This window comes from Streptomyces sp. NPDC031265 (assembly GCF_055570295.1).
Genome location: NZ_JBVIHM010000045.1, coordinates 1 through 17,702 on the forward strand (window position 1 = coordinate 1; position 17,702 = coordinate 17,702).

Here is a 17,702-nt window from a genome sequence, read left to right on the forward strand (position 1 = left end):
CCTCGGGTAATGGCAAGGGTCAGATCTTCGTCAAGGGTGAGGTGATCAAGACGGTTCCCGAGTCGAAGATCGTCGAGACGCTGATCGAAGAGGCGTTGAAGATCGCGGACCAGATGGAGCGGGCTGGGGTGACGTCGGGAGAGCCGCAGGTGTCTGTGGCGGGTTGAGCCCCCACCCCGCCCCTTCCCTAAACCCTCCGGGGGTGGGTGGGGGGCGAGGGCGGTTTCCCGGGGGCTGCGCCCCCGGACCCCGGGCGGGGGCTGCGCCCCCTGCGCCCCCAGCGGGGCTGCGCCCCCAGCGGGGCTGTGCCCCTGCACCCGCCTTGCGGGGTGCAGGGGGTGCAACCCTCTGCGGGGCCTGCACCCCCTGCACCCTGCCCACGGGGCTGCGCCCCCGGTATCCCCCGCTGGGGCTGCGCCCCCACCCCCGCTTCGGGGCTCCGCCCCGGACCCCGCTCCTCAAACGCCGGAGGGGCTGGAGGTGCCCTTAGGGGCGCGGGGAACTGGGCGACGAGCCCCCACCGGCCCGCAGACGACCGACGCACCACCAGTCCCTCAGGGGCGCGAGGAACTGCGCGACCAGCCCCCACCGGCCCGCAGACGACCGACGCACCGCCAGTCCCTTAGGGGCTCGGGGAACTGCGAGACCAGCTCCCCGCGGCCCTCGGACGAACCCCGGGCCAAGAAGCGGCGCGGGGAACTGCGCGACCAGCCCCCACCGGCCCGCAGACGAAGCGCACCCCCCTAGCCCGCGGCCCGCACACCAAGCACCCCCCCGGCAGGGAAGGGCAGGGCGGCGCCCGGGCCCTCCCGGCGGGTACAGTGCGGAGATCAGCAGACCGTATGGTGAGGCCCCACGTGTTGACGCAGACCTCCACCCGGGTCCTCGAACCCGGTGACCTCGGCGCGGCGCTCGCCGTCCTGGAGAGCGATCCGGTCGCCAACGCCTTCGTGGCCTCGCGAGTGCAGGTCGCGGGCCTCGACCCGTGGCGGCTCGGCGGCGAGATGTGGGGCTGGTACGCCGGCGGCAAGCTGCGCTCGCTCTGCTACTCCGGTGCCAACCTCGTCCCCATCTGCGCCACCCCCGAAGCCGTCCGCGCCTTCGCGGACCGGGCCCGTCGCACCGGCCGCCGCTGCTCCTCCATCGTCGGCCCGGCCGACCCGACCGCCCTGCTCTGGAAGCTCCTGGAGCCGCAGTGGGGGCCGGCCCGGGACGTCCGCCCGAACCAGCCGCTGATGGTCACCGACCGGATGCCCGACGACATGGTCCCCGACCCGTACGTCCGCCGGATCCGCAAGGACGAGATGGACGTGATCATGCCCGCGTGCGTGGCCATGTTCACCGAGGAGGTCGGCGTCTCCCCGATGGCGGGCGACGGCGGGCTGCTCTACCAGGCGCGCGTCGCCGAACTCGTCGGCTCCGGGCGCTCGTTCGCCCGCGTCGAGGACGGCAAGGTCGTCTTCAAGGCCGAGATCGGCGCGGCCACCTCGCGCGCGTGCCAGATCCAGGGCGTCTGGGTCGCCCCCGAGTGCCGGGGCCGGGGCCTGTCCGTCACCGGCATGGCCGCCGTCCTGCGCTACGCCCTCGCCGACGTGGCCCCCGTCGTCAGCCTCTACGTGAACGACTTCAACACGGCGGCACGCGCCTGCTACCGCCGGGTCGGCTTCCGTGAGACGGGGGCTTTCATGAGCGTGCTCTTCTGACAGTAGGGTGCGGCCATGGCACCTTCCTTTGGGGCCGGTCCCCAGACCCCCGAGGTGACGGTCGGACCGCTCGACCTCGCCGCCCGCGTGGACGAGGCCCTCGCCGTGCAGGCGGCCGCCTTCGGGCTCAGCCCGGAAGAGGTGGGCGTGCGCCGCCACATCGTGCTGCGCCACCTCGCCTCCCCCGGCGCGCGCGCCCTGGGCGCCACCACCCCCGGCGGACGGCTCGTCGGCTTCGTGTACGGGATGCCCAACGACCGGGTGCACTGGTGGTCCACGGTCGTCGAACCGTATCTGCGCCACAACGGCACCGACGCCTGGCTCGACGACTCCTTCGTGATCACCGAGCTCCATGTCCACCCGTCCCACCAGGGCCGGGGCGTGGGCCGCGAGCTCATCACCCGGATCACCGACAGCGCGGCCGAGCCGAGGTCGATCCTCTCCGCGATCGACACGGAGAGCCCGGCGCGGGCGCTCTACCGGGCGCTGGGGTATCTGGACCTCGCGGGACAGGTCCACTTCCCGAGCGCGCCGAGGCCGTACGCGGTCATGGGAGCGCATTTGCCTTTGCGGCGGGCCTGAGTGGCTCCCGGCCGGGGGTCCGGGGGTTGTCCCCCGGGAAGACACAGCCCGAGCGCGCCGAGGCCGTACGCGGTGATGGGCGCGCACCTGCCGCTGCGGCGACCGTAAACCGATTTCCACGCGCGCGTGGCGCGCGGATAACCTCCTGACACCACCCGTGTACGTACAGGAGAGAACCCCATGGCAGCCGCCCAGGTCCAGCGCATGTCCCGTCTGATGGTCAAGACATTGCGCGACGACCCGGCGGACGCGGAGACGCTCAGCCACAAGCTGCTGGTCCGCGCCGGATACGTACGGCGCAACGCGGCCGGAATCTGGACCTGGCTGCCGCTCGGCAAGAAGGTCCTCGACAACATCTCCCACATCGTCCGTGAGGAGATGGACGCCATCGGCGCCCAGGAGGTGCTGCTCCCGGCCCTGCTGCCCAAGGAGGCGTACGAGGCGAGCGGGCGCTGGGAGGAGTACGGCGACCTGCTGTTCCGGCTCAAGGACCGCAAGGGCGCGGACTATCTGCTCGGGCCCACCCACGAGGAGATCTTCACCCAGACCGTCAAGGACCAGTGCACGTCCTACAAGGACCTGCCGGTGATGCTCTACCAGATCCAGACCAAGTACCGGGACGAGGCGCGGCCCCGGTCGGGCGTGCTGCGCGGGCGCGAGTTCCAGATGAAGGACTCGTACTCGTTCGACACGACGGACGAGGGCCTGGCCGAGTCGTACGCGCTGCACCGCGAGGCGTACCGGAAGATCTTCGCCCGGCTCGGGCTCGACTACCGGATCGTCTCGGCGGTGTCGGGGGCGATGGGCGGCTCGGCGTCGGAGGAGTTCCTGGCTCCGGCCGCCGCCGGTGAGGACACCTTCGTGGACTGCCCGGCGTGCGAGTACGCGGCGAACACGGAAGCGGTGACCTTCGTGGCCGCGCCCGTGGATGCCTCCGGCGTCGGACCGGTGGAGGAGCTGGACACACCGGACACCCCCACGATCGAGTCCCTGGCGGCCCACCTGGGCGTCCCGGCCTCCGCCACCCTCAAGAACCTCCTGGTCAAGGTGGACGGCGAGATCGTGGCGGTCGGGGTCCCCGGCGACCGCGAGGTGGACCTGGGCAAGCTGGGCGAGCACCTGGCTCCGGCGGTCGTCGAGCTGGTCACCGCCGAGGACTTCGCGGACCGGCCCGATCTCGTGCGCGGATACGTCGGCCCGCAGGGCCTGGACAAGGTCCGCTACATCGCCGACCCCCGGGTGGCGCCGGGCACGGCGTGGGTGACGGGCGCGAACCGGCCGGACACGCATGCGCGCAACGTGGTGTGCGGGCGGGACTTCGACGTCGACGACTACCTCGACGTGGTCGTCGTCGAGGAGGGCGACCCGTGCCCCGCGTGCGGCGCGGGCCTCCGTCTCGACCGGGCGATCGAGATCGGGCACATCTTCCAGTTGGGGCGGAAGTACGCGGACACGTTCCAGCTCGATGTCCTTGGGCAGCAGGGCAAGCCGGTGCGGGTGACCATGGGCTCGTACGGGATCGGCGTCTCGCGGGCCGTGGCCGCGCTGGCCGAGCAGACGGCCGACTCGCAGGGGCTGTGCTGGCCGGCGGAGGTCGCGCCGGCGGACGTCCACGTCGTCGCGGCGGGCAAGGCGCTCCAGACGGAGGTGGCGCTCGACGCGGCCTCGCAGCTGGCCGCGGCGGGGCTGCGGGTGCTGGTGGACGACCGGGCGGGGGTGTCGCCCGGGGTCAAGTTCACGGACGCGGAGCTGTTGGGCGTGCCGAAGATTCTGGTGGCGGGGCGGCGGGCCGGGGAGGGTGTCCTGGAGCTGAAGGACCGGCGTACGGGGGAGCGGGAGGAGCTTCCGCTGGCGGAGGCGGTCGCGCGCCTGCGCAAGTAGCCGGGTTTGAGCCCCTCCCCGCCCCTTCCCTAAACCCTCCGGGGGTGGGGGAGGGGTTGAGGTGGTCTCCCGGGGGCTACGCCCCCGGACCCCGTTTGCGGGGCCTGCGGCCCCTGCACCCCGCTCGGGGCTCCGCCCCGGACCCGGGCATGGGGGTGGGTGGGGTACCTGGGATCGCAGCCCCTGGACCCTGTGCAGGGGGCGGGTGGGGTACCTGGGATCGCAGCCCCCGGTCCCCGCTTACGGGGCTCCGCCCCGGACCCCGCTCCTCAAACTCCCCCAAGGACTTCGTCCAGGGGGGACCCCCAGGGGCTGAATTTCCCGCCGCCGCCCTCGCATCGTGGCTGCACCCCATCCCCCTGAGGGGCGCGGGGAACTGCGCGCCCAGCCGGCGACGGCCCGCAGATAAACACCGGGCCGAGAAGGGGCGCGGGGAATTGCGCGACCAGCCCCCATCGGCCCGCAGAAAGAACACGCGCCCCCGGACGGGCAGCCCCCTACAACCAGCCCGCGAACTCCAGCAGCAACTCCGACTCCTGCGTGCGGCCCGCCGCTCGGGCACGGAGCCCCGACTCCACCGCTCGGAACAGCGTCCAGCCATGCAGACGGGCCGGGTCGACATCCAGCGCGTCGGCCAGTTTGTTCACCCGGCGCCGCGCCACCGACGCGCCGCTCGGGGCCGCGATCAAGTCCTCGACGCGGTCGCGGACCAGGCGGGCCAGGTCGTAGGCCCGTTCGCCCACCAGCGGCTCCGGGCCCACCGTCAGCCACGGCGAACGCTCGCCCGAAAGCACCTTGCTCTGGCGGAAGTTGCCATGGAGGAGGAACTCCTCCGAAGAGGAGGAGGTCGTGAGAGCGTCCCGGGCCGTCAGGGCCGCCTCGGCCAGCGCGGCCACGTCGTCCGGCAACACACCCCGCATCGCGGTCGCCTGACGTTCCGTCCGTTCGGCGACGGACTCGAACGGGTGGGCGGCAGGCGGCTCCACCCACAGGCGGCGCAGCGTTCCCGCCGCCTCCAGGAGCGCCTTCGCCTCCGGGAGCGAGCGCAACGACACCTCGGGGTGCAGGCGTTCCAGGAGGAGGGAGTCGGCGGCGTCGGTGTCCAGGAGTTGCGCCGTGCCCCAGCCGTTCCAGTGCCGCAGCGCCGTCCGCTCCAGCTCCGGCCGGGCCTCGGCGGGGGCCAGCTTCAGGGCCGCCGGGGTGCCGTCCTGCTGCCGTACGAGCAGGACGAGGCTGCTGCGGCCCCCGGGCGCCTGCACCCGGTCCACCGTGAGCCCGCGCCCCGCGACCGCCGCTTCGGCGAGTTCGGGCAGTTGCCCGAGCCAGCGCGCGGCGACGTCGTCCCCGTACGTCTCGCCGAGCGCGCGTACCAGCCGCTCAGGCGGTTCAAAAGCCATGCGTGCGTCGTCCCTTGGTCAGCTACCGGTCGGGCCCGGACGTTCGGCGAGCCCCGGAAAGGCTACGCTGCCGCCCCGCCACCTCCCCGCCCGCACCGCCGCCTCCCGCAGCGCGGCCGCGGCCTCCCGGCGCAGCGGGCCCTCGGCCGCCCGGACCAGGTCGGAGTAGACGCCGGCCACCCGGTCCTCCAGCTCCGCCGCCAGCCGCACCGCGGCCGCCGCGTCCGGCACCGGGAACGGCAGCTTGTACGCGGGCGCCGACGCGACCGGCGCGGCGCCCAGGTCGCGCACGGTCCGGGTGAGCGCGTCGCGGCGGGCGCGGTGGGCCGTGTACGCCTCCCGGGCCTCGGCGCCGCGCGGCTCGGTGACCCGGCCGCCCAGCACCCCGTACCCGTACACCGCCGCGTGTTCCGCCGCGAGCGCGGCCTGTGCCGCTTCCAGAGCCGACATCAGCTGCCGCCCTCCCGCCGGGTCAGGAGGTACGCGTGGACCGCGCCCGCCGCCGCGACCGAGGCCAGTAGCCGGGCGAGTTCCGGGGGCGCCCCGGTGAGCGCCGCCGTTTGGGCGTCGGAGACCTGGCGCGCCGTCGCCGCCAGCTCCCGCAACGCCTCGGAGGCGTCGTCGGGGACGGTGGCGGGGGGCGCGGAGGATGGTGTGGAGGATGGCTGCTGTGCGTGGCCGGCCGCGAGCGCCGTCGCGTGCTGGGCCGCCTCCTCGCGCAAGGGGGCGAGCCGGTCCCGTACCAACGGATGGCGTACCGCCACCGCCTCGTACCGGTCGCGCAGCGCGGCGCTCGCCGCCGAGGTGCGCAGGCGCAGGGCGGCCTCGGTCCGTGCGGCGCGGGCCCGCTCCGCCGCGCTCCGGGCGGCGTCCGGCGCCGTACCGTCCGAGCATGCGGCCAGGAGCCCGGCCGCGGCGGCCGCGCCGGTCGCCGCGAGGGCGGCTCTGCGAGAGGTCAGCGTCCTGGTCGCCGGCACGGCTGTCTCCCCTGTGGGCTCCGGGCCCGGGGGCCGCCAAGTGATCACCGCAGGCGAGCGTACCCGCGCCCCGCTCCGGGTGGACGGCAACACCCCCCGGGACCGGATACCCTTTGACCTGACGGCGCAGACGCATGTATGCCGTACGCGACGATCCCACAACAGCACACGCGGCCGAGGAGTCACCCGGATGAGCACGACCCAGAGCGAGAGGCTGCGCGGACTGCTGGAACCGCTCGTCAGCGCGAAGGATCTCGATCTTGAGGAGATCGAGGTGTCCCGGGCCGGCCGCCGCCGCATGCTGCGGATCGTCGTCGACTCCGACGAGGGCGTGGAGCTGGACACCTGTGCCGAGCTGAGCCGGGCCGTCTCCGACGCGCTCGACGAGAGCGACATCATGGGTGACGAGGAGTACGTCCTCGAAGTCACCTCCCCCGGCGCCGAGCGCCCGCTCTCCGAGCCGCGCCACTATGTGCGCGCCACCGGGAGGCTCGCCCGGTTCACCCTCGCCGAGGGCGAGGAGCTGGTCGCGCGCATCCTGAACACCGACGAGGACGGGCTCGACCTTGAGGTTCCCGGGGTGAAGGGCCGCAAGGCCACCGCCCGCCGGGTCGCCTTCACCGACATCGTCAAGGCGCGCGTCGAAATCGAGTTCAACCGCAAGGACAAGAAGGAAGAGGAGGCGTAGCCATGGACATCGACATGAGTGCCCTGCGGGGTTTGGTACGGGAGAAGGAGATCTCCTTCGACCTGCTGGTCGAGGCCATCGAGTCGGCCCTCCTCATCGCCTACCACCGCACCGAGGGAAGCTTCCGCCGCGCGCGCGTCAAGCTCGACCGCGAGAACGGTCATGTGACCGTGTGGGCGAAGGAAGATCCGGCCGACCTGGAAGAGGGCCAGGAGGCCAAGGAGTTCGACGACACCCCGACCGGTTTCGGCCGGATCGCCGCCACCACCGCCAAGCAGGTCATCCTGCAGCGGCTGCGCGACGCCGAGGACGACATCACCTTCGGTGAGTTCGCCGGGCGCGAGGGCGATGTGATCACGGGTGTGGTCCAGCAGGGCAAGGACCCCAAGAACGTCCTGGTCGACATCGGCAAGATGGAGGCCATGCTCCCGGTGCAGGAGCAGGTCCCGGGCGAGGACTACACGCACGGACTGCGCCTTCGTACGTACGTCGTACGGGTGGCGAAGGGCGTGCGCGGTCCGTCCGTGACGCTGTCGCGGACGCACCCGAACCTGGTGAAGAAGCTCTTCGCGCTGGAGGTCCCGGAGATCGCGGACGGCTCGGTGGAGATCACCGCCATCGCCCGTGAGGCCGGCCATCGCACGAAGATCGCCGTCCGTTCGACGCGCTCGGGGATCAACCCGAAGGGCGCCTGCATCGGCCCGATGGGCAGCCGTGTGCGCAATGTCATGGCCGAGCTGCACGGCGAGAAGATCGACATCGTCGACTGGTCGGAGGACCCGGCCGAGATGGTGGCGAACGCGCTCTCCCCGGCCCGGGTCTCCCGGGTCGAGGTCGTGGACTTCGCGGCCCGCTCCGCACGGGTGACCGTGCCCGACTACCAGCTCTCCCTCGCCATCGGCAAGGAGGGCCAGAACGCCCGGCTCGCCGCGCGGCTCACCGGCTGGCGCATCGACATCCGGCCGGACACGGAGCAGCCCGCCGAGCAGGACTGAACAGACGGCCACGGGGTCCGGGAATAGGCCGGGCCCCGCTGCCGTTGCCGTCATGGCGATCTTTTAGGACAACGACCGTTCGATTTTTGCCCCAAAGGGGTGAGGTCGGTACGGGGAGGTAGACTTGAACGTGTCTGGCCGGACGCATGCCCGCGTATGCCCTGAGCGCACCTGCGTGGGGTGCCGGGAGCGAGCGGCCAAGACCGATTTGCTGCGCATCGTGGAGGTCGAGGGCGCTTGCGTCCCCGATCCTCGCGGTACGCTGCCCGGCCGGGGTGCGTACGTTCACCCCGCCTCGGTCTGTCTCGACCTGGCGGTCCGTCGCCGGGCGCTCTCCCGGGCCTTCAAGGTCAAGGAGCAGCTGGACAGCGAGGCCGTGCGTCAGCACGTCGAGCAAGCAGCACCGTAAGAAGTACGGCACGGAACACCGTGCGGTCAGGTACCTCGCGAGTTGGAAGTAGGTCGAGATTGCGATGAGCACTCGATGAGTACGCGATGAGTACGCCCATGAAGTAGCGACGGTCCGGCGGTAACCCGGACCTAAAAGGAGCGAAGTGGCTAAGGTCCGGGTATACGAACTCGCCAAGGAGTTCGGGGTTGAGAGCAAGGTCGTCATGGCCAAGCTCCAAGAACTCGGTGAATTCGTCCGTTCGGCGTCCTCGACGATCGAGGCGCCGGTTGTACGTAAGCTGACCGACGCTTTGCAGGGGCCCGGTGGCAACGCCGGCAAGTCCGCTGCCAAGCCGAGCGCGCCCCGCAAGGCGACGCCTGCCAAGCCCGCCGCGCCCTCCCCGGCGCAGGCGGCACGTCCCGCTGCCCCCAAGCCCGGCGCCCCGGCCCCCAAGCCGGCCGCCGCCGAGGCCCCCAAGAGCAGCAGCACCCCGACCGCGGCGCCGGCTGCCGGCCCGCGTCCGGGTCCCAAGCCCGCGGCGGCCAAGCCCGCCCCGGCGGCTCCGGTCCCCGCGGCCGAGTTCTCGGCTCCGGCGGCTCAGGCCCCCGCGCCGCAGCAGCAGCAGGCCCCGCGTCCCGCGGGTGCCACCCCCGGCCCGCGTCCGGCCGCCCGTCCCGCCGCCTCCGGCGGTCAGGGCGAGCGTCAGGGCGGCGAGCGTCAGGGTGCCCGTCCGGGTGCCCCGCGTCCGCAGGGTCAGGGCGCCCCGCGTCCGGGCGGTGCCCGTCCGGCCGGTCCGCGTCCCGGCAACAACCCCTTCACCTCCGGCGGCTCCACCGGCATGGCGCGCCCGCAGGCGCCCCGTCCCGGTGGCGGCGCTCCCCGACCGGCCGGCGGCGCCGGTGGCCCCGGTGGTGCCCCGCGTCCGCAGGGTGGCCCCGGTGGCGCTCCGCGTCCGCAGGGCCAGGGTGCTCCCCGGCCGACCCCGGGCGGTATGCCCCGGCCGCAGGGCGGCGCCCCGCGTCCGGGCGGTGCCCCGGGCGGTAACCGTCCGAACCCCGGCATGATGCCGCAGCGTCCCGCTGCGGGCCCGCGTCCCGGTGGCGGTCCCGGCGGTGGCCGTGGTCCCGGTGGTCCCGGTGGCCGTCCGGGCGGCGGCGCTGCCGGCCGACCTGCGGGCGGCGGCTTCGCCGGCCGTCCGGCCGGTCCCGGCGGCGGCGGTCGTCCCGGTGGCGGCGGTGGCTTCGGCGGCCGTCCCGGCGGTGGCGGTGGCGCTCCCGGTGGTGGCGGCGGCTTCGGCGGCGGTCGTCCCGGCTTCGCCGGTCGTCCCGGCGGCCCCGGTGGCCGTGGCGGCACGCAGGGTGCCTTCGGCCGTCCCGGCGGGCCCGCCCGTCGCGGTCGCAAGTCGAAGCGTCAGAGGCGCCAGGAGTACGAGGCCATGCAGGCCCCGTCGGTAGGCGGCGTGATGCTGCCCCGCGGCAACGGCGAGGCTGTTCGCCTGTCGCGCGGTGCGTCCCTCACCGACTTCGCGGAGAAGATCAACGCCAACCCGGCGTCGCTCGTCGCCGTGATGATGAACCTCGGCGAGATGGTCACGGCCACGCAGTCCGTCTCCGACGAGACGCTGCACCTGCTGGCCGGCGAGATGAACTACACGGTTCAGATCGTCAGCCCGGAGGAGGAGGACCGCGAACTGCTCGAGTCCTTCGACATCGAGTTCGGCGAGGACGAGGGCGGCGAGGAGTACCTCGTGGCGCGTCCGCCGGTCGTCACCGTCATGGGTCACGTCGACCACGGAAAGACCCGACTGCTCGACGCGATCCGCAAGACGAACGTCGTGGCGGGCGAGGCCGGTGGCATCACCCAGCACATCGGTGCGTACCAGGTCGGTACCGAGGTCAACGGTGAAGAGCGCAAGATCACCTTCATCGACACCCCGGGTCACGAGGCGTTCACCGCCATGCGTGCCCGTGGTGCCAAGTCGACCGACATCGCGATCCTCGTGGTCGCGGCCAACGACGGCGTCATGCCGCAGACGATCGAGGCGCTCAACCACGCCAAGGCCGCCGGCGTCCCGATCGTCGTCGCGGTCAACAAGATCGACGTCGAGGGTGCGGACCCGGTCAAGGTCCGTGGTCAGCTGACCGAGTTCGGTCTGGTGGCCGAGGAGTACGGCGGCGACACCATGTTCGTCGACATCTCCGCCAAGCAGGGTCTGCACATCGACTCCCTGCTGGAGGCCGTCGTCCTCACCGCCGACGCCTCGCTCGACCTGCGGGCCAACCCGGAGCAGGACGCGCAGGGTATTGCGATCGAGGCCCACCTCGACCGCGGCCGCGGCGCCGTCGCCACCGTCCTCGTCCAGCGCGGTACCCTCCGCGTCGGCGACACGATGGTCGCCGGTGACGCCTACGGCCGAGTGCGCGCCATGCTCGACGACAAGGGCGAGAACGTGGAAGAGGCGGGTCCGTCGACTCCGGTCCTCGTCCTCGGTCTCACCAACGTCCCGGGCGCGGGCGACAACTTCCTGGTGGTCGACGAGGACCGTACGGCCCGTCAGATCGCCGAGAAGCGCGCCGCCCGCGAGCGCAACGCCGCGTTCGCCAAGCGCACCCGCCGGGTGTCCCTGGAGGACCTCGACCAGGTGCTCAAGGCCGGTCTGGTCCAGGACCTCAACATCATCATCAAGGGCGACGCGTCCGGTGCGGTCGAGGCTCTCGAGTCCTCGCTGCTCCAGCTCGACGTCGGTGAAGAGGTCGACATCCGCATCCTGCACCGCGGTGTGGGTGCGGTCACCGAGTCCGACATCGACCTGGCGATGGGCTCCGACGCCATCGTCATCGGCTACAACGTCCGTGCGGCCGGCCGTGCCGCGCAGATGGCGGAGCGCGAGGGCGTCGACGTCCGCTACTACTCGGTGATCTACCAGGCCATCGAGGAGATCGAGGCGGCCCTCAAGGGTCTGCTCAAGCCGGAGTACGAGGAGGTCGAGCTCGGCACCGCGGAGATCCGCGAGGTCTTCCGCTCGTCCAAGCTCGGCAACATCGCGGGTGTGCTCATCCGCTCCGGCGAGGTCAAGCGGAACACGAAGGCCCGCCTCCTCCGGGACGGCAAGGTCATCGCGGAGAGCCTCAACATCGAGGGTCTGCGCCGCTTCAAGGACGACGTCACCGAGATCCGCGAAGGCTTCGAGGGCGGTATCAACCTCGGAAACTTCAACGACATCAAGATCGACGACGTCATCGCGACGTACGAGATGCGCGAGAAGCCGCGCGGCTGATCGTCGTATCGAGTCGGGGCCGGTCGGCGGAGCTTATTTCCGTCGATCGGCCCCGGCCGTTGCGTGTACGGTTCTGGTGTCCCCGCCAAGTCGTTGGCGGGGTCATCTACCCCGGACCGGCGGGATATCCGGACACATATGTATGTGGGGACGCTGTCCTTCGATCTGCTCCTCGGCGACGTACGGTCGTTGAAGGAAAAACGCTCCGTCGTCCGGCCGATCGTCGCCGAACTCCAGCGCAAGTACGCGGTGAGCGCGGCGGAAGTCGGCGGCCAGGACCTCCATCGCAGGGCCGAGATCGGCCTGGCGGTGGTCTCCGGCGACACGGGGCACCTCACAGACGTACTCGACCGGTGCGAGCGCATGGTCGCCGCCCGGCCGGAGGTGGAGCTGCTGTCGGTGCGACGCAGGCTCCACAGTGACGAAGACTGAAACCTGAGCTTGAGCAAGGCAAAGAAGGAGAAGGACCAGTGGCCGACAACGCGCGGGCGAAGAAGCTGGCGGACCTCATCCGGGAGGTGGTCGCCCAGAAGATGCAGCGCGGCATCAAGGACCCGCGCCTCGGTACGCACGTGACCATCACGGACACCAGGGTCACCGGCGACCTGCGGGAGGCCACGGTCTTCTACACGGTCTACGGCGACGACGAGGACCGGGCCAGCGCGGCCGCCGGCCTGGAGAGCGCCAAGGGCATCCTGCGCTCCGCGGTCGGGGCCGCCGCCGGCACCAAGTTCACGCCGACCCTGACGTTCGTGGCGGACGCCCTCCCGGAGAACGCCAAGACGATCGAGGACCTCCTCAACAAGGCGCGGGCCTCGGACGCCGCGGTGCGCGAGGTCTCCTCGGGCGCCAAGTACGCCGGCGACGCCGACCCGTACAAGAAGCCCGGTGACGAGGACGAGGACGACGAGGGTACCGCCGCCGAATGAGCCAGAACCGGACGCCGGACGGACTTGTCATCGTGGACAAGCCGTCCGGCTTCACTTCGCACGACGTCGTGGCCAAGATGCGCGGGATCGCCAGGACCCGCCGGGTCGGCCACGCGGGCACGCTCGACCCGATGGCGACGGGCGTGCTCGTCCTGGGCGTCGAGCGCGCCACCAAACTGCTCGGACACCTCGCCCTGACCGAGAAGGAGTACCTCGGTACGATCCGCCTCGGCCAGGACACGGTCACCGATGACGCCGAGGGCGAGATCACCTCGTCCACCGACGCCTCGAAGGTGACCCGCGAGGGCATCGACGCCGGTGTCGCGGCGCTGAGCGGCGACATCATGCAGGTCCCGTCGAAGGTCTCGGCCATCAAGATCGACGGTAAGCGCTCCTACGCGCGCGTGCGCGGCGGCGAGGAGTTCGAGATCCCGGCCCGACCGGTGACGGTCTCCTCGTTCCGGGTGTACGACGTGCGCGAGGCCGTGGCCGAGGACGGCACCCCCGTCGTCGACCTGGTCGTCTCCGTGGTCTGCTCCTCCGGTACGTACATCCGCGCCCTCGCCCGTGACCTCGGCGCCGGGCTCGGCGTCGGCGGGCATCTGACGGCGCTGCGGCGCACCCGGGTCGGCCCTTACGGCCTGGACGCGGCGCGCACGCTCGACCAGCTCCAGGAGGAGCTGACGGTGATGCCGGTCGCCGAGGCGGCGGCCGCCGCGTTCGCCCGCTGGGACGTCGACGAGCGGCGCGGGGGACTGCTCCTGAACGGCGTGCGCCTGGACATGCCCGAGGTGTACGACAACGGCAAGCCGGTCGCCGTCTACGGGCCGGGCGAGCGCCTCCTCGCGCTGGTCGAGAGCCAGCGCGGCAAGGCGAAGAGCCTGGCGGTGTTCGGCTAGCCGCCTGACGGGTGCGGCCGGGACCCGTCCCGGGTTTTCAAACGTGTGGCGGGCTCCTTGCGAGCCCGCCGCAGGTGTTTTCACCCTCGCGTGCAGGCGCTCGTAGTGAAAGAGGGGAGCACTGGGGGGCGCTTTCGCCTCGCGTTCTTCTCGGGCGGATCATCCCAGAACTACCGTTCCGGGCATGGGACGCGGGGACGGTGACGGGGGGCGGGAGACGCTGGTACGGATCTGCGATCTGGCGGGACGCACCCGGGGCGCCGGCTTCGTCGCCGACGACCGCGGCACCGTGGTCACCAGCCACGAGGTGGTGGACGGGCTCACCCGGGTGGTGCTGCACACGCCCGGCGAGCGCACCTGCCTCGCCGAGGCCGACGCGGTCACCTCGCTGCCGGAGGCCGGTCTCGCCCTGGTGCGCACCGAGGGGCTGGGGGTACGGCCGCTGCCCGTCGCCGCCCGGGAGTCGGTCGCCGCGGGCACGTATGTACGGATCGCCGCGCACGGCTGGCGTGAGGCGCGGGTACTCGGCGAGCCCCCCGTCACCTACACCGCCACCGACCGCTTCCACCTCCTCGGCTCCGCCCTGGAGCTGGCCATCGGCACCGAGGGGGCCGACGCGCTGCGGCTCGGCGGCGAGGCGGCGGGCGGGCCGGTCCTGGACGCGGCGACCGGTGCGGTGCTCGGGGTGCTCGCCACCGCGCTGCACGCGGCGCACCGGGCGGCCGGGTTCGCGGTGCCGCTGCGGCCCGACGGGGGCCCGCTCGAAGAGCTGCTGCGGCGCAACGCGGCGACCGTGCCGGGGTACGGCGAGGACCTGAACCTGGCGGGCGCGCTCCAGCTCACCGCGACCTCGGTCGGCTCGGTCGGCGGGTCCGGTGTCCAGCAGGACCCGGTCGAACGGCGGCTCACCGTACGGCACTTCACGGACTTCGCGGCCGGGAACGCCTCTGTGCTCGGCCTGGTCGGGGACCCCGGCACCGGCCGCACCACCGAGCTCGCCGCCCTCGCCGCCCGCCGCGCCCGGGGCGCGGAGCCCGCCCCCACGGTGTGGCTGCGCGGCGCGGATCTGCGCGCGGGCGACGGCTCGGTGGCGGACGCGGTGGCGCGGGCGCTGCGGCAGGCGGGCCGGATCGTGGCGGCCGCGGGCGCCCCCGGCGACATGGAGTGCGCCACCCCGGACCGGGTGGCACGGCTGGCCTCGGACGCCGGGCGCCCCCTGCTCGTCCTGCTCGACGGGCCCGAGGAGATGCCGCCCGTCCTCGCGCACCGGCTGCCCGAGTGGACGGCCGGTACGGCGGCGTGGCTGCGCGAGGCCGGGGCGCGCCTCGTGGTCGCCTGCCGCCCCGAGCACTGGGAGCAGGCCGGGGCGCTCTTCCCTTTGGACGCGCTGCACCCGGCCGAGGCGCCCCGGCTGCCGCACGCCGTACGGATCGGCGACCTCTCCCGCAAGGAGGCCGCCCGGGCCCGCGAGCGGTACGGCCTCCCGGACGGCGCCCTGGCGGACCGGGCCGGGCGCCATCCGCTGACGCTGCGGCTGATCGCCGAGGTGCGCGACGCGCTGCCGGGCGAGGTGCCGGGCAGGCCCGGCCGCGAGGACGTCTTCGCCGCCCATCTCGACCTGATGTGCCTGCGCATCGCGGTACGGCTGGCGGCCGCCCGGCGCCCCGCGCTGCGCGGCACGGCCGTACGACGGCTCGCCGCGCGGGTCGCGGGCCGGGTCCACGAGGCGGCCCGGCGCTGTCTGGGCCCCGGCCAGGGCGAGCTGGACCGCGAGAACTTCGAGGAGATCTTCCCCTGGCGCACCGGCTGGGCGTCGGCGGTCCTCACCGAGGGCCTGCTGGTCCCGGCGGGCTCCGGCTACCGCTTCGCGCACGAGGAGCTGGCCGACTGGCTCCAGGCCGCCCACCTCGACCTGGACGGGGCCCTGCACGCCCTGGTGCACCGCCGGTGCGAGGAAGCGCCCGGCACCGCCGACCGGGCCCCGGCCCGGCTGCCGTCCAGCCCGGGCACGAGCGGGACGGGCGGGGAGAGCGGCGAGGGGGCGGCGTACGTGCCGCCACCGCCGGGTTCGCGCGCCGCCGCGAACATGGGCGAGGGTGAGGAACCCGCCGGTCCGCCGTCCCCCGCCGTCCCCGACCAGCGTCGCTCCCCGCGCCGCGAGGACGGCAGGCGGGGGCGGCGGTTCCGGCCGGGGCCGCCGCCGCCCGCACCCGGGACGGAACCCGCGGCCCACGAGGACGAGCCCCGTACCCTCCCCGTCCCCCGGCACCGCATCGGCCCCGTCCTGCAGGCCCTGCTGCTCCTCGACCGCGAACACGGGGCCGACCGGCTCGCCCCGCACCTGGAGGAGCTCGTCGACGCGCTCGACCGACTGGCGGCGGGGCCCGGCGCGGCCGAGCCGGACCGGACGGAGGACGCCTGCTGGTGGGCCGTCCATCTGCTCGGGCAGACGCTGCTGCGGGTGCCCGAGCCCCGGGCGTACCTCTGTGTGCTGCGGCTGCTCGCGGACCGGATCAGCGAGCGGTCGGTGCGCGCGGGCGGGCCGGGGCGGCTCGGCGGGCTCGGGGAGTTCGGGCCGTGGTTCTGGCAGCGGCTGCGGATCGGCGACGACCGCCGGATGGAGCTGATGCGGCGGCTGGTTCCCGCCGACGGCGCGCCGGGCGGGGCGCCGGAGTGGGAGCGGTATCTGGACGCCGTGGACCGGCGGCTCGCGGCCGAGCCCCGGAGCGTACAGCCGCTGCTGTGCCGGTGGTTCACCGACGAGCGGCCGCTGCCCGCGCCGACGGGCAGCGAGATGCGCCCGACCGTCGCCGGGGCCGCGCAGGCTCTGCTCTACGCCCGCCGCTCGCTGGCCATCGACGACCTCACCGAGGCGCTGGTCGCCACCGCGCACGCCCGCGCCGACGAACTCCTGGACGCGCTCGCCGAGGACGAGCCGTCCGCGCTCTGCCGGGCCGTGGACCGCTGGGCCCACGACGACCGGCCCGAACGCCGGGTGGCGGCCGCCGCGTACGGGCCGCGCGTCGCGCCGTACGTCACCACCGGCGCCGACCGCGACCTGCTGCGCTACGCCGCGCTCGCCCTGCTCGCCAGGTCCGCCGACACCCCCCTGCACGGCGCCGCGCTCGGCCTGCTCATCCGGGACCCGCGCACCCGCAGCCGCTACCTCGAGAAGACGCTCGCGCGGTACGCGGGCGGCGATCCCCGGCTGCCCGCCTCCGCGCTCGTCGCCGCCCTCACCACCCACCCCGAGCCGGTGCTCGCCGCCTTCCGGACGCGGCTCGACCAGCCCGGGGACGCCGGGGCCGAGGTGCTGGAGGCGCTCGCCGAGATCAACACGCCCGCGCTCGCCCGCCGCGCGGCCGCCCTGGTCCGCGGCTATCTGGACCGCCACCCCGAGGGCGCGGCCCACGCCGCCGCGTTCGTGGAGCGGCGCCTGGAGTGCGGACCGGCCGCGAGGGCCGTGCTCTTCCCGCTGGTCACGTCCGTACTGCGGGGCTGCTCGCCGAAGGTGCGGCAGGCGCTGGCGCCGGTGCTCGCCGCGCCCGGCAGCCGCACCTCGCGCCCCCTGCGGGCCGAGCTCCTGGACGTACTCCTCGAATACGAGCGGTACGAGTCGCGGGACCCGGCGGTCCTGCACGCCCTGCTGAGGGCCGCGGCGCTGGGGGCCGAGGCGCGCCCCGAGGCGCGCACCCGCGACCTGGTCCACCGCACCGGGCTGCTCCTGGGGCGCACCCCCGAAGGCGCCTCCTGCTTCGACCGCCGGGTCGTCGAGCTGGCCAGGGAAGTACCGGAATTCGCCGTTCAGGTTGCGGGCTGGCTGGTCCAGGCACCGCACGAGTGGTCGGCGGTGATCGGGCCGAGCGCCCGCCGCACGGTCGAGACGCTTGCCGTGCCCATGCCGATGCGGGCCGAGCACGCCGGGCATGGCAGTCTTAGACCTGTGTGAGAGGCCTACTCTCACGTACACGGGTTCGGTTTTC

14 protein-coding genes and 1 pseudogene are annotated in these 17,702 nt (G+C 73.6%); 12 read left to right on the forward strand and 3 right to left on the reverse strand.

Annotated features, from left to right (window positions below):
- The 4 genes and pseudogenes from ACZ499_RS37540 to ACZ499_RS37555 form a co-directional block, all read left to right on the forward strand.
- Nucleotides 1–167: pseudogene (locus ACZ499_RS37540) on the forward strand (flavodoxin-dependent (E)-4-hydroxy-3-methylbut-2-enyl-diphosphate synthase); the annotation flags it as partial.
- Between the two features lie 675 nt (nt 168–842).
- A complete protein-coding gene (locus tag ACZ499_RS37545) occupies nt 843–1,703 on the forward strand; it encodes a GNAT family N-acetyltransferase (RefSeq protein WP_468681380.1) in 861 nt (286 codons plus the stop codon).
- Nucleotides 1,704–1,718: 15 nt separating this feature from the next.
- Nucleotides 1,719–2,285: a GNAT family N-acetyltransferase gene (locus ACZ499_RS37550; protein WP_468681382.1), complete on the forward strand. Its 567-nt coding sequence runs from the start codon at nt 1,719–1,721 to the stop codon at nt 2,283–2,285.
- A gap of 180 nt (nt 2,286–2,465) precedes the next feature.
- Nucleotides 2,466–4,166, forward strand: a complete 1,701-nt coding sequence (locus ACZ499_RS37555) for a proline--tRNA ligase (RefSeq protein WP_385550266.1) — start codon at nt 2,466–2,468, stop codon at nt 4,164–4,166.
- A gap of 497 nt (nt 4,167–4,663) precedes the next feature.
- Here ACZ499_RS37555 and ACZ499_RS37560 read toward each other — a convergent pair whose 3' ends face one another.
- The 3 genes from ACZ499_RS37560 to ACZ499_RS37570 are packed head-to-tail and all read right to left on the reverse strand — an operon-like array spanning nt 4,664 to nt 6,540.
- A complete protein-coding gene (locus tag ACZ499_RS37560) occupies nt 4,664–5,563 on the reverse strand; it encodes an aminoglycoside phosphotransferase family protein (protein ID WP_468681383.1) in 900 nt (299 codons plus the stop codon).
- 18 nt (nt 5,564–5,581) lie between these two features.
- Complete coding sequence (locus tag ACZ499_RS37565; RefSeq protein WP_468413716.1) at nt 5,582–6,013, reverse strand: ferritin-like domain-containing protein; 432 nt, start codon at nt 6,011–6,013, stop codon at nt 5,582–5,584.
- Nucleotides 6,013–6,540 carry a hypothetical protein gene (locus tag ACZ499_RS37570; RefSeq protein WP_468681385.1) on the reverse strand — a complete coding sequence of 176 codons (528 nt, stop codon included), beginning with the start codon at nt 6,538–6,540 and terminating at the stop codon, nt 6,013–6,015. The genes ACZ499_RS37565 and ACZ499_RS37570 overlap by 1 nt, the downstream gene beginning before the upstream one ends.
- Before the next feature lie 190 nt (nt 6,541–6,730).
- Between ACZ499_RS37570 and rimP the strand changes: the two genes are divergently transcribed.
- The 8 genes from rimP (at nt 6,731) to ACZ499_RS37610 (ending at nt 17,668) form a co-directional block, all read left to right on the forward strand.
- Nucleotides 6,731–7,228, forward strand: coding sequence for a ribosome maturation factor RimP (rimP, locus tag ACZ499_RS37575; protein WP_385825393.1), 498 nt, complete (start codon nt 6,731–6,733; stop codon nt 7,226–7,228).
- 2 nt (nt 7,229–7,230) lie between these two features.
- Nucleotides 7,231–8,223: a transcription termination factor NusA gene (gene nusA / locus ACZ499_RS37580; RefSeq protein WP_371655022.1), complete on the forward strand. Its 993-nt coding sequence runs from the start codon at nt 7,231–7,233 to the stop codon at nt 8,221–8,223.
- A 130-nt stretch (nt 8,224–8,353) separates the two neighbouring features.
- Nucleotides 8,354–8,632: a YlxR family protein gene (locus ACZ499_RS37585; protein ID WP_468681425.1), complete on the forward strand. Its 279-nt coding sequence runs from the start codon at nt 8,354–8,356 to the stop codon at nt 8,630–8,632.
- A 145-nt stretch (nt 8,633–8,777) separates the two neighbouring features.
- Nucleotides 8,778–11,891: a translation initiation factor IF-2 gene (infB, locus tag ACZ499_RS37590; protein ID WP_468681387.1), complete on the forward strand. Its 3,114-nt coding sequence runs from the start codon at nt 8,778–8,780 to the stop codon at nt 11,889–11,891.
- 138 nt (nt 11,892–12,029) lie between these two features.
- Complete coding sequence (locus ACZ499_RS37595; RefSeq protein WP_283141210.1) at nt 12,030–12,323, forward strand: DUF503 domain-containing protein; 294 nt, start codon at nt 12,030–12,032, stop codon at nt 12,321–12,323.
- Nucleotides 12,324–12,361: 38 nt separating this feature from the next.
- Entirely contained in the window at nt 12,362–12,820 is a 459-nt protein-coding gene (gene rbfA, locus ACZ499_RS37600) for a 30S ribosome-binding factor RbfA (RefSeq protein ID WP_385548293.1), read from the forward strand.
- Nucleotides 12,817–13,719 (forward strand): tRNA pseudouridine(55) synthase TruB, encoded by a 903-nt coding sequence (truB, locus tag ACZ499_RS37605; protein WP_468413711.1) that lies wholly within the window; start codon nt 12,817–12,819, stop codon nt 13,717–13,719. The genes rbfA and truB overlap by 4 nt, the downstream gene beginning before the upstream one ends.
- A gap of 184 nt (nt 13,720–13,903) precedes the next feature.
- The gene (locus ACZ499_RS37610) at nt 13,904–17,668 is read left to right on the forward strand and encodes a trypsin-like peptidase domain-containing protein (protein ID WP_468681389.1); all 3,765 of its coding nucleotides are present in this window, start codon (nt 13,904–13,906) and stop codon (nt 17,666–17,668) included.
- Nucleotides 17,669–17,702 lie beyond the last annotated feature (34 nt).